This is a genomic window from Rhodococcus sp. GB-02, from assembly GCF_053470465.1.
This window is the reverse complement of record NZ_JBPUKE010000001.1, coordinates 43384-55482: the sequence shown is the minus strand read 5'-3', so window position 1 is coordinate 55482 and position 12099 is coordinate 43384. Positions and strand designations below refer to the sequence as shown.

Sequence of the window (12099 nt, the reverse complement as noted above, 5' to 3'; positions counted from 1 at the left end):
TACGCTGGGCACGTGACTGGCGGCGCAAACCTCGACACCGTGCTGGGCAAGGCGGTGACGATCCTGCGGGCTTTTCGGGCCGACGACCACATGTTGCCGCTGGCCGTCCTGGTTCAACGGACAGGACTGCACAAGGCGACGGTGCACCGCCTGGCCAACGAACTGGTCGCGAACCGGTTACTCGACCGTATCGACGGCGGTTACCGACTCAGCGGCGGTCTCTTCGAACTCGGCATGCTCGCCTCCCTCGAACGTAGCCTCCTGGAGATGGCGATGCCGTTCCTCCAAGACTTGTACGAGCGGACCCACGAGACAGTCCACCTGGGGGTCCGTGACGGCCACGACGTCGTGTACATCGCGAAGATCGGCGGACATCGACAAGCCAACTCCCCGTCTCGGACCGGTGGCCGGATACCGCTGTACTGCACCGCGATCGGCAAGGCGCTCCTGGCTTTCTCCGACAACGAATTTCGTCGCGAAGTGTTGTCGGAACCGATGAACAGACGCACCCCGCACACGATCGTTGCGCCCGGCATTCTCAATACCCAACTGAACCGAGTGGTCGAGACCGGTATTGCGTTCGAGCGCGAGGAATCAGCGCCGGGTCTCGCGTGCGTTGCGGCGCCGGTATTCGGGACCAACGACAAACCCGTCGCCGCCATCAGTGTCACCGGTCCCACCAGTCGCTTCGTTCCCGAGAGCCAAGTGCCTTACGTTCGCGCCGCTGCCGAAGGGCTACACAGCACGATCGCTCGTCGCGAACGATTGCGGTGACCTCGCCGTCCCGAACTCGACGAGGCCGCTCAGGGCCTGCGGCAATAGCCCCTCGTGCAAGACGCCGAGACGTTGGGTTGCGCGGGTGAGGGCGACATAGAGTTCCGATGCGCCGCGTGGGCCGTCGGCGATGATTCGCTCCGGTTCCGCGACGAGCACGGCATCGAACTCCAGACCCTTTGTTTCCGAAACAGGCACAGCGCCCGGCACGTCCGCAGGTCCGATGACGATGCTCGTACCCTCGCGCCCGGCCTCGTCCTGATTGAATTCGTCGATGGCGGAGGCTAGTTCGTCGGCGGAGATTCGTCTGGACCACGGCGCGATCCCGCAGGCGCGGACGGACTCGGGTGGCTGCACTTCCGGCGCGAACTCGGCGAGCAGGGCGGCGGCGACGCTCATGATCTCGGCGGGGGTGCGGTAGTTCACCGACAGGGATCGGTAGATCCAGCGGCCGGGAACGTACGGCTCCATCATCGTCGCCCACGAGCGGGCACCTGCGGGTGAACGGCGTTGCGCGAGATCACCTACCACCGTGAAAGATCGGTCCGGACAACGGCGCATCAGGACGCGCCAATCCATCTCGGACAGTTCTTGTGCCTCGTCGACGACGATATGCCGGTAAGTCCAGTCTCTGTCTGCAGCAGCGCGTTCGGCGAGTTCCCGGGTATCGCGTTCGACGAAACGATCCGCCAGGTCCTCGGCGTACAGCATGTCCTGGGCGAGAAGATGGTCTTCGTCGTCCATCAGGTCTTCGCGACTGATCATCATGTCCAGCACACCCGCTGCATACGCAGCCTCGTCCTGGCGTTCGCGTTCGGCGCTCTGATCCACAGGCTTGTCCCGGCCGAGCATGTCCACCAACTCGTCGAGTAACGGAACGTCCGAGACAGTCCAGGCGTCACCGTCCTGGCGAAACAGCTTCTCGTCCGCGCCTGCCGCGCGTAGTCGAGCGGGAGAAGTAAATAGCTGTGTCAGTAGCTCTTTCGGAGTCAGGATCGGCCAGAGCGTGTCGAGCGCCGCGGTAAATGCGCTGTTCTCCACCAGCTCTGCGGTCAGGTCCGTCCGCACTTGCTCCCAGGCTTCACGGTCACTGCGTGTCAACCACCCCTTGCCGATCCGCGCTATCGCCCGTTCGGTCAGCGCCCAGGTGAGGATTTCGGTGAACACAGTGCGTGCGTCGTTGTGGGGGAGTCTGCTCGAACGGGCTTCTTCTCGGGCCCACTCCGCGGTTTCGGTGTCGATCCGCACCGTGACGTCCGCCAATTCGATCAACAACGGGTTCTCGGGCAATCGTTGGTGATCGGCAATCGCTGCGCCGAGAACGTCCAGGATCTTCAGCGAACCTTTGAGCCCAGCGGCCTCCGGAGTGTCCTCGGCGGTGACGCGTAGACCGGGAACGAGATCACCGGTGGTCATGAACACCACGTCGGACTCTCCCAGCGAGGGCAGTACGCGGCCGATGTGGTTCAGGAACGCCGGGTTCGGCCCGACCACGAGAACGCCGTGACGTTCCATCCGCTCTCGCTGGGTGTAGAGCAGGTAGGCGACGCGGTGCAAGGCGACGACGGTTTTCCCGGTACCTGGGCCACCTTCGATCACCAGCACTCCGGGGTGTTCGAGTCGGACGATGTCGTCCTGTTCGGCCTGGATGGTTGCCACGATGTCCCGCATTCCCTCACCGCGGGGTGCGTTGACTGCCGCGAGCAGGGCGGAATCGCTGTGCGTGTCGTGTTCTACGCCGTCGGGGCGCCCGAGTACCTCGTCGGTGAAATCGACCACGTGTCGACTACGGGTGTGGAACTGACGGCGTCGACGCATGTTCTCCGGGTTGGCAGCCGTGGCAACGTAGAACGCGCGAGACGCCGGCGCCCGCCAATCGAGCAGCACCGGTTCGTAGTCGTTGTGCGCATCGAGAAGGCCGATCCGGCCGATGTAGCAGGTCTCGCCCGACAGCGAGTCCAACCGGCCGAAGCACAGTCCGTTGTCGGCTACGTCCAGCCTTTTCACCTCTTTGGCAAGCGCGCGCACCTCGGCGTCGCGTTCCATGAGTGCTTCGCCGTTTCCGCGTAGAGCGGTGTTGTACCTGCCTTTGACTCGGGCGCGCTCCGTATCGAGGCGTGCGTAGAGCCCGTCTACATAATTCCGCTCGGATCGCAGTTCTTCTTCGTATCCCTGGGTTGGCACGTGCCCTCACTTCCGCTGGCTGTTCCGATCCCGTAGTCGGTCGTGCGGGATCGGAAGAGCCATTCTGCGGCACTACCCGGGCCTTGCCGCAAGGCCCCCGGTGAGCTATATATTGATAGTGGAAGGGAGTGTTGATCCTCCCTCACAGTTCCTGTAACAGATCCCCCAGTCTGACCTACGGCTCCCAGCCTGGTCGATGTTTGGACCCCGAACGCCACGGGTACAAATCTAGTGGCCGGTGGTCCAAAATCGGTTGCCCTCATGAACTTACGTGGATCGAGGGATTGTGAAGGCGATACTGGCAACGGCCGTAAGCATCCTTTTGGTGGTTGCCTTGGCCGTCGCCGTCCTGCTTTTCCTTTCCGGATCCCCGCGCGAACGCACCTCGCACGAGCTTGCCGATACGGTGCACCCGATCGGCGGAAAGCCGACCACCTGCAGCGAGTTGTTCGGCGAAACGTGCAGCTTCGCTTTGCAGTCGGACTACAACCAGTGGGGACAAGACCTCGACAGTTTTGTCAATGCGGGAACTCTCGGCCCCTTCGCCCGCAGTATCGGCTTCGTGGCGGAGGCGAAGCTGAGCTTGCAAGCATGCGAGGTCAGCGCCGCAGCTGGTCGGACGATTCTCGATTTCTACACTCTCGCCGGGATCGACCACCCCGCGGCCACGACCACGGACCTCTTCCCCTTCTGGAACGAGTCCCGCCAATTCCTGTGCCCGGTAAACAGTTTCTGAGAACGGCTGATCGCTACTCGAGGAACAACGTCGTCGTTCGACTACGACGAGTCATGGTCCGCGCCTGGTCGGTGCACGGATGTTTATGCGAATTTCGACCGGGTAGGGCTTCTTCGTGGGAATCCTGCGAGGCAGGAATCTCGAGCGCGAATCGAAACGACCTGGAGGAACAACGTGACAGACGACAAGAGCGGCCCCAGCGAGGGCATCAAAGGCGTTGTAGAGGACGTCAAGGGTAAGGCCAAGGAAGCCGTTGGTGCGGTCTCCGGGAACGACAGTTTGACCCGAGAGGGCCGCGCCCAGCAGGACAAGGCCGAGAGCCAGCGAGAAGTAGCGAAGAAAGAGGCAGAAGCCGAGAAGGCCCGCGCGGAAGCTGCCGCGGACGAAGCGCGGCAGAAGTCCGAGCAATAGCCCTGGCGCACTCGTCACCCTCGGCCTGGGATTGATCCCAGCCCGGGGGTGTGTCGTGGCTCCGCGTTCGAAATGAAATCTCTACTTTATTGCGGCGTAACAGAATTCATGCGCCCAGCAACACGATCAAGAGGAGCTGTTCGATGCCTTCATCCCAGTCCGTCCCAGGTGCACCGGCCCCGAGAACGCCGGACCTGACAGAGCCGGTAAAGCCGCGACAGCCGTTGCCTCCCAAGGACGACCAGAGGCAACCGGAAGTGCGTACGGTAGCGGGTGCCGAGGGGAAGGTGAAGGGAAACGGTCGCGGCCAGCGGGGTGAGTACCTCACCACCGCAACCGGTACACGACTCTACGAGACCGACCACTCACTCACTGCGGGTGAGCGAGGACCGACTCTTCTTCAAGACCACCACCTTCGTGAGAAGATCACACATTTCGATCACGAGCGAATTCCGGAGCGAGTCGTCCACGCTCGCGGCGCGGCCGCACACGGTACGTTCCTGGCAAACGGTGCAGCCGAAAACATCTGTAAAGCTTCGGCTTTCGCTTCAGGTGCCCGAACCCCCGTATTCGTGCGGTTCTCGACGGTTCTGGGTTCACGCGGTTCGGCGGACACCGTCCGTGACACACGCGGGTTCGCCACCAAGTTCTACACCGACGAAGGTGTCTTCGATCTGGTGGGCAACAACATCCCGGTGTTCTTCATCCAGGACGGCATCAAATTCCCTGACGTCATCCATGCCGCGAAACCCCACCCGGACCGCGAGATTCCGCAGGCACAGAGCGCTCACGACACCTTCTGGGACTTCGTGTCGCTACACACCGAGGCCACCGCGCACACACTGTGGAACATGTCCGATCGAGGCATCCCGCGCTCCTATCGCATGATGGAGGGCTTCGGCATTCACACATTCAGGCTCGTGAACGCCGACGGTAAGACGAATCTGGTGAAATTCCACTGGAAGCCGGCCGCCGGAGTGCATTCACTCGTGTGGGAGGAAGCGCAGATCGCCGGCGGTGTGGATCCGGATTTCCATCGACGCGATCTTGCCGACGCCATCGAGGCGGGCGCATATCCGTCCTGGGATCTGGGCGTGCAGGTGTTCCCTGATACCGAAGACGAAATGTTCGAAGGCATAGATCTATTGGATCCCACCAAGATCGTGCCCGAAGAACTCGCGCCGGTTCAGGTCATCGGAACGATGACACTCGACGCCAATCCGACGAACTTTTTCGCCGAGACCGAGCAGGTTGCATTCCATCCGGGTCACTTGGTTCCGGGCGTCGACATCACCAACGATCGTCTCCTGCAGGCGCGTTTGTTCTCCTACCTCGACACCCAGATCACGCGACTCGGTGGCCCCAACTTCGACCAGATTCCGATCAACCGTCCTCACGCGCCTGTCAACGACATGCTTCGCGACGGCTTCCATCAGGACGGTGTGCATACCGGAGTCGCGCCGTACCATCCCAATTCGTTGGACGGTGGGTGCCCGTTCCTGGCTTCGGCGGACAGCGCGGCCTACATAGAGGTGCCCGAGGAAGTTTCAGGCCGAAAGGTGAGGCAGGCGCCGGCATCGTTCGACGATCACTTCTCGCAGGCTCGACTCTTCTATCGCAGTCTCTCCCCTGTCGAACAGGAGCACGTCGCGCAGGCGTACACCTTCGAATTGGGCAAGTGCTACGAGGAGAACATCAAGACCCGGAACCTGGGCATCTTGGCGAACATCGACGCGGCTCTCGCGTCGATCGTCGCACAGGGGCTTGGCCTTCCGGTTCCCGAACCGACGGAGCCGTTGAGTGATCCGGAGCTCAGCCCTGCGCTGTCCCAGGTTGGTGGGGAATGGCCGGTAGACGGAAGGATCATCGCACTACTGGTCGACGAGAACTCCGACCTCGAAACGGTTGTCGCCGTTCGAGACAAGATCTTCGACGCCGGTATGGTGCCGCTGATACTCGGCCCGCACGGCGGAACCATCGGGGACGGTGACGACGCGGTGACAGTGCAGCGGACTTACCTCACCGCTCGTTCGATCGAATTCGATGCAATTCTGCTGAGCGGCGACGTTTCTCGGATCGGCGAGGGCAAGTTGGATCCACGGGTGGAGACTCTGCTGAACGAAATGTATCGTCACAGCAAGGCAATTGGTGGTTGGGGTGAGAGCATGAGTGCGCTGGCTGCCGCCGGTATCGACGAGTCTGCATTGGGAGTCGTGGTCGATGCGGACGCGGAAGGGGCCCTGGCCTCGCTGGCTCAGCTTCTGAAGACGCACCGCGTGTGGGGGCGTTTCGAGGTGCCGCCCACATCCTGAGTGCCGGCGTACGTTCGAACTTGCGGTGTGGCCGAATCGGCAGTTCGGCCACACCGCCGGAGTGAAGACGAATGAAGGGGCGAAATCGTGGCTCGCAAGGACTCACAACCTCAACTCAAGGATCAAGAACTCTACGAAGAGCTACGCGAGAAGGGCGATTCCAAGGAGAAGGCGGCCCGAATCTCCAATGCGGCCGCCAATCGAGGGCGGTCGAACGTCGCCAAGTCCGGTGGCCAATCCTCACCGTATGAGGAGTGGACGGTAGATGATCTGAAGAGACGTGCGAAGGAACTCGATCTGCACGGCTACTCGAAGCTGAGCAAGGGCGAGCTGATCGAGAAACTCCGCAATCACTGAGTCGCATTCTGCTTGTGCAGAATACGACTCGAGCGTTCGGTTCAATGACCTTCTTGATCGAAGAGTTCCTGACCTTCCAGTCGTTTGACCCGACGGTGTTCCATCAAGATGACCGCTGTCCCGACGATGAAGGACACCACGCAGACGACGCCGGCAATGATCGACCATCCGCGAAATCCGTAACCCGCTGCCACCAAGGTCAATCCGAGCGTGGCCAGGCCCAGCCCGATCAGCAGATATCCGGGATAGTTGCGGCCGTCGCTGATTGCCTCCCCGACGTGCGATCGATTGGTGTGTTCGTCATCTACCGGTGAACTCCCGCTCGTGTTGGTCACGGCGCACTCCATCCTGAACTCGTGAAGACCTGAGATTCTTCGCTTGTGGTCGCTTCACAGGGCAACTACCCCATCGACGCTTGGATGAAACGGATGGAGTAGTGCCGAAAGACGGAGAACGTCGTACGCTCGAAGTATCGGATGTGCAGGAAACCGGTGCGAGGAAGGCCTATGAATGCGAAGCCGAATCCCGACCTATTCTCCGTAGGTACACCGACTCTCGGTGTGGAGGAGGAGTTTCTGCTCTGCGATCCGCGGACTGGGCATCCCAGTCCGCGCAACGTCGAAGTTGCATCTGCCGGGCGAGAACTCGGTATCTCGCTGCAACTCGAACTCACGCGTTGTCAGGTGGAGACGTCCACTTCGATCGGAAGTCATATTCGTGATCTTCGTGATCAACTCTGTGAATCTCGTGCCCTCACCGCCGACGCTGCTGCTCGCGTGGGTTGTCAGCTCATTGCAGTCGGGACACCGTTCTACGATCCGCCGGTCGACGAGATCACTCAGAAGTCGCGATATCAGCGGATGGCCGGTCAATTCGGTGCGATCACCGAAGGTGTGATGTGTGGCTGCCACATTCATGTGGGTGTGGAAGATCGAGAACGATCGGTCCAGATCGTCAATCATCTGCGCCCGTGGTTACCGACCTTGCTGGCGTTGACGGCGAACTCCCCGATCAGCGGTGGACGCGATACCGGCTACGCGAGTTGGCGTTACGTCCTGTTCGGCAGGTGGCCCAGTTCGGGCCCGCCACCTTACTTCGAGTCTGTGGGGCACTACGAAGATGCTGTTGCAGCGATGCTGGAGACAGGGGTCATTCTCGATCCGCACATGGTCTATTGGGACGTGCGCATGTCGGATCACCTTCCCACCGTGGAGGTTCGGATCAGCGACGTGCCCGCCACCGTGGAGGAGACGATGACTCTGGCCACACTGGTGCAGGCACTCGTCGGCACCGCATCCGCTGCGATTACCAAAGGTGAGGTTGCGCCTGCCGTCGATCAGGAGCTACTCCGCGCGGCTTGCTGGCGCGCGGCGCGTGACGGACTCGACGGGAGGTCGCTGGACGTGGAATCCGTGCGCTTGCTGACTGCACACCAGGCGGTTCGGCGATTGGTGGATCATGTTGAACCTGCACTGACCGCATTCGGAGAGTTCGAGCAGGTCACGGCTTCCTTGGACAAGGTCTTCAGCAACGGAAACGGAGCGATCGTGCAGCGCCGGCAACTCGCCCGCCGGTCACGGGTGGCTGATGTGATCGACGAGTGCGCCCGACGCACTTTCGAAGGGTGTAGTTCGCAAGGTGTCAGTGAGCTGTAGGGCAAGGTTGGAATTGGCATTCCAAGACTTCCAATTTCTTATCGAGGTCACCGATCGAACGGCAGGAGGAGCAACATATGAATGGCGATCCACGACCCGAGCTTCCGTCGGACAAGGATCTCGACGATATGTGCAGGCAGTTGGCCGCAGCAGTAGAGGAACACGGTCTGTCGGTGGCGACGGCGGAATCGTTGACCGCCGGGAACATCGCCGCACATCTAGGAAAGGCGCCGAACGCTGGTTCCTGGTTTTGTGGCGGGATCGTCGCGTATACCCGAGAGGTAAAGCATTCCGTTCTTCGTGTTCCTGACGGCCCAGTCGTCTGTGAGGATGCTGCTCGGGTCATGGCACACAGCACTGCCACACTGTTCGGCGCGACGTTGGCACTGGCCGTCACCGGCGAAGCTGGTCCGGATACCCAGGAGAACGTTCCACCGGGAACTGTGTGGTTCGGAGTCGTCGACCATGGGACCGCTGAAACAGAGAAACAGGTTTTCTCAGGTGATCCCGAAGCCGTCCTGGGAGCGACCGTCGAGCATGCGATCTATCTACTTTTGCGTCACGCATCCGGTCGTCACGCACCAAGTTCGACAGGGGTGATGTAGTCGAGAGTTCAACTGTTCGAACGATTCTTGTCATGCTCCTTGTGTTTCGCAGGAGCCTGCGCTGTAGGAATCAGACGGCCGTCCGCCGTGTATTTCTCGACTACAAGGTGTTTGCTGACGCCTCGATTGGCATCCACGGCGCACGCGATTGCTTCCTTGTCGGAGTCGAATGGTTCCTCGGTCGAGGAGCCGTCGGGCATCGTGATCTTGTACCGATCCATACATCGACTATTGCGGGTTGATCCGTCTCCGACAACCCGAGCTCACGGAAAGGGCTTGGTAGTCCTGGCCTGATTACAGCTCGGACTGGCGCGCGAAATCGCTCTGTGCAGTGCTTCCCCAAATCTCGGACGACTGAGTCTCGGGTTCGCTGTCCAGCTTTCGGACGTCGTGAATGAACTCCACACCGTGCAATTCTTCGGCAGGAACCGACAGAAGCTTGCAGGTGGTGCTGACGAAGAATCGCTGTACATCTTCCAACTCGAGACGCCCACCGGGCCGGTACCAGTGCGCGACCCCGGTACACATCTCGAGTATCGCGAGTCGGCTCAATGCCAGATCTTCGATGTCAAAGGCGCCCACGCGTTGGCCGCGTTCGAGGACCTGTCCGAAAAGAAGCTCGTACTCGTCGCGCAGCGTCTGCAACTCGATGCGGTTGTCGCCGGTCAACCCGCGCATCTCGTACTCGGCGACGCGGGCAGTCAGTTGGTTGACGGCGGTAATGCCGACGTGTGACGACACCAGGCCGGCGAGCTGGACTACGGGATCGGCGCTGCGGCGCATCGCCCGCTCTCCCGACTGTGTCAGCTCGTCGAGGCACGACCGAATGATCGAAGCCAACAGTGACTCTTTGCTGCCGACATAGTGATAGAGCGTTGCCGAGTTGATGCCGGCTTCTGCTCCGAGTTCACGAATGCCCGTGGCGGCGAACCCTTTCGTCGCGAACAGCGTGACTGCCGCCCGTTGAACGCGCCCCAGGTCCATGATCCTCATTTCGGTTGGTTGCCCAATCATGCTAGCATCGCCGCCGAAATCGGTTGACGGCCAATCAGTCGATTGATAGCTGCTCATATACTGGCAAATTGCATCTCAAATAATCAATCGATCGATTGAAAAAAGCTTGACTGTGCCCTGGGTCACTGCATAGTGTCCTTGTCGAGCCTCCCTCTCGGTGCGAGAGCTAACAGGGCACTCCATACAAGGAGCAATGACATGAACGACGCGAATCCCCCATCCCCCGCAACTGTTGACAGGCCTGCCCTGCGGCGGGTGGCCGGATCAGTTCTGGTCGGTACCACGATCGAGTGGTACGACTTTCAGATCTACGGCGCCTCCGCCGCTTTGGTCTTTGCGCCGCTGTTCTTTTCGGGCGCAGATCCCGCGCTCGCGACGATTCTCTCCTTCGCCACCTTTGCAGTCGGCTTCCTGGCTCGGCCGCTCGGTGGCGTTGTGATGGGCCACTTCGGGGACCGTATCGGACGCAAGAAGGTCTTGGTTCTTGCACTTCTTCTGATGGGCGCCGCAACATTCCTGGTCGGCGTCCTTCCGACGTCCAATCAGATCGGTGTGTGGGCCCCGATTCTTCTCGTTGTGCTGAGGCTGATCCAAGGCTTCGGTGTCGGCGGTGAGTGGGGTGGCGCAGTTCTGACTGCTGTGGAATACGCACCCAAGAATCGCCGAGGCTTCTACGGCAGCATGCCGCAGGTCGGTGTGCCGGCCGGTCTTCTGCTGGCGACGGCCGTCATGTTCGGCACCAAGGCGCTCACCGGAGACCAATTCCTGGTGTGGGGGTGGAGAATTCCCTTCCTGCTGAGTATCGCGTTGGTCGCCGTGGGACTTTACATTCGCACCGCGTTGGAAGAGACTCCCGCATTCGCACGCGTGAAGCAGCAGAACACCGCGGTCAAGATTCCGATGGTCGACGCGTTCAAGAACTATCCTCGTCAGATCATTCTTGCCGCAGGTTCGATGATCAGCACGGGCGCTTACTTCTACATCCTCAACACCTACAGCCTGACCTACGCCGACCAGTTCGATCTGCTGTCCGGAAACCTCATGCTCGGAGCGGTCATGGTGTCCGCACTCGTTGCAGTCATCTTCATTCCGATCTTCGGTCAACTGTCCGAGAAATTTGGCCGACGCCGGATCCTGATGGTCGGCATCACCGGCATGGGTCTCTGGGTCTTCGTTGCCTTCGCCGCGATAGATACCGGCAACTTCTGGATCACCACAGGCGCATTGGCCGTCGGCGCCTTCATGCTCAGCATTTCGTACGGACCGCAGGCGACGTTCATCGCCGAATTGTTCGATGCGCGGGTGCGCTACAGCGCGGCGTCCATCGCTTTCCAGATCGGTGTTCTCTTGGGTGGCGCAATCGCACCGATGGTCGCGGCCATGTTGGTTCGCGCGACAGGTGGATCGTTCGCGGTCGCTGTGTATATCGCTGCCCTGTCGGTTATTTCGCTGATCAGCGTCTACTTCGTCCGTGACACCGACCTCGACGAAGGAAGTCGCGACATGTACATCGATGACAACGGGGCGTATCTGCCGCCGGTCGATCAACGCTCAACGGCTGTCAACTAATAGAGGAAACTTCAATGATCACAAAGAGTTTCGAAGAGATCTCTATCGGAGACATTGCGGTAACAGACCCGCGAGTCGTCACCGAAGACTATGTGCGAAGTTTCGCCGACCTCACCTGGGACCGCCATCCTCTTCACCTCGACCCCGACTACGCGCAGCGGACGCGCTTCGGTCGACAGATCGCCCACGGTGCTCTCATGTTGTCCACCTTGCTCGGCCTGGTGGAGTTGGATCCCCGTTACCTGCAGTGCTTCTATGGGCTCGACCACGTCAGGTTCCACCGGCCGACCTATCTCGGCGACTCGGTGCATGCGGTGTCGGAAGTGCTGTCGGTGCGCCCTCGCTCGGACGGTGAGACCGCGATCGTGACGTCGAAAGGCTCACTCGTCAACCAAGACGGAGACCTTGTTTTCTCCGGCGAATTCTCTTTCCTGGTAGGCGAGACCCATTTCCTCGACCTCGAAGTGGGTGCTCGGTGAGTT

13 protein-coding genes are annotated in these 12099 nt (G+C 60.7%); 9 read left to right on the top strand and 4 right to left on the bottom strand.

What is annotated here, in order from left to right; translation table 11 throughout:
- The first annotated feature begins 12 nt into the window (after positions 1 to 12).
- Positions 13 to 774, top strand: a complete 762-nt coding sequence (locus tag ACSW29_RS00300) for an IclR family transcriptional regulator (protein ID WP_448276075.1) — start codon at positions 13 to 15, stop codon at positions 772 to 774.
- Here the strand turns inward: ACSW29_RS00300 and helR are convergent.
- A complete protein-coding gene (helR, locus tag ACSW29_RS00295; protein WP_448276074.1) occupies positions 736 to 2958 on the bottom strand; it encodes an RNA polymerase recycling motor ATPase HelR in 2223 nt (740 codons plus the stop codon). The two genes, ACSW29_RS00300 and helR, sit on opposite strands and share 39 nt — an antisense overlap.
- A 271-nt stretch (positions 2959 to 3229) precedes the next feature.
- Here helR and ACSW29_RS00290 point away from each other — a divergent pair, with 271 nt between their 5' ends.
- The 4 genes from ACSW29_RS00290 (at position 3230) to ACSW29_RS00275 (ending at position 6774) form a co-directional block, all read left to right on the top strand.
- Positions 3230 to 3694: a hypothetical protein gene (locus ACSW29_RS00290; RefSeq protein ID WP_448276073.1), complete on the top strand. Its 465-nt coding sequence runs from the start codon at positions 3230 to 3232 to the stop codon at positions 3692 to 3694.
- A 174-nt stretch (positions 3695 to 3868) separates the two neighbouring features.
- Positions 3869 to 4105, top strand: coding sequence for a microaggregate-binding protein 1 (mbp1, locus tag ACSW29_RS00285; protein WP_283306332.1), 237 nt, complete (start codon positions 3869 to 3871; stop codon positions 4103 to 4105).
- A 143-nt stretch (positions 4106 to 4248) separates the two neighbouring features.
- Positions 4249 to 6417, top strand: a complete 2169-nt coding sequence (locus ACSW29_RS00280) for a catalase (RefSeq protein ID WP_448276072.1) — start codon at positions 4249 to 4251, stop codon at positions 6415 to 6417.
- Positions 6418 to 6504: 87 nt separating this feature from the next.
- Entirely contained in the window at positions 6505 to 6774 is a 270-nt protein-coding gene (locus tag ACSW29_RS00275; protein WP_230815877.1) for a DUF7218 family protein, read from the top strand.
- A gap of 41 nt (positions 6775 to 6815) precedes the next feature.
- On the opposite strand, the gene ACSW29_RS00270 is transcribed toward ACSW29_RS00275, so the two are convergent.
- Entirely contained in the window at positions 6816 to 7121 is a 306-nt protein-coding gene (locus tag ACSW29_RS00270; protein ID WP_317826908.1) for a hypothetical protein, read from the bottom strand.
- Positions 7122 to 7280: 159 nt separating this feature from the next.
- Here ACSW29_RS00270 and ACSW29_RS00265 point away from each other — a divergent pair, with 159 nt between their 5' ends.
- Positions 7281 to 8429: a glutamate--cysteine ligase 2 gene (locus ACSW29_RS00265; protein WP_448276071.1), complete on the top strand. Its 1149-nt coding sequence runs from the start codon at positions 7281 to 7283 to the stop codon at positions 8427 to 8429.
- Between the two features lie 77 nt (positions 8430 to 8506).
- On the top strand, positions 8507 to 9034 hold the full coding sequence (locus tag ACSW29_RS00260) for a CinA family protein (RefSeq protein WP_448276070.1): 528 nt from the start codon (positions 8507 to 8509) through the stop codon (positions 9032 to 9034).
- A gap of 8 nt (positions 9035 to 9042) precedes the next feature.
- Here ACSW29_RS00260 and ACSW29_RS00255 read toward each other — a convergent pair whose 3' ends face one another.
- Complete coding sequence (locus ACSW29_RS00255; protein WP_448276069.1) at positions 9043 to 9255, bottom strand: hypothetical protein; 213 nt, start codon at positions 9253 to 9255, stop codon at positions 9043 to 9045.
- Positions 9256 to 9328: 73 nt separating this feature from the next.
- Positions 9329 to 10027, bottom strand: a complete 699-nt coding sequence (locus ACSW29_RS00250) for a TetR/AcrR family transcriptional regulator (protein ID WP_230815883.1) — start codon at positions 10025 to 10027, stop codon at positions 9329 to 9331.
- A gap of 219 nt (positions 10028 to 10246) precedes the next feature.
- On the opposite strand from ACSW29_RS00250, the gene ACSW29_RS00245 reads away from it, so the two are divergent.
- Together ACSW29_RS00245 and ACSW29_RS00240 are read left to right on the top strand one after the other, a co-directional pair.
- Complete coding sequence (locus ACSW29_RS00245; RefSeq protein WP_230815884.1) at positions 10247 to 11617, top strand: MFS transporter; 1371 nt, start codon at positions 10247 to 10249, stop codon at positions 11615 to 11617.
- 14 nt (positions 11618 to 11631) lie between these two features.
- Complete coding sequence (locus ACSW29_RS00240) at positions 11632 to 12096, top strand: MaoC family dehydratase (protein WP_317826904.1); 465 nt, start codon at positions 11632 to 11634, stop codon at positions 12094 to 12096.
- Positions 12097 to 12099 lie beyond the last annotated feature (3 nt).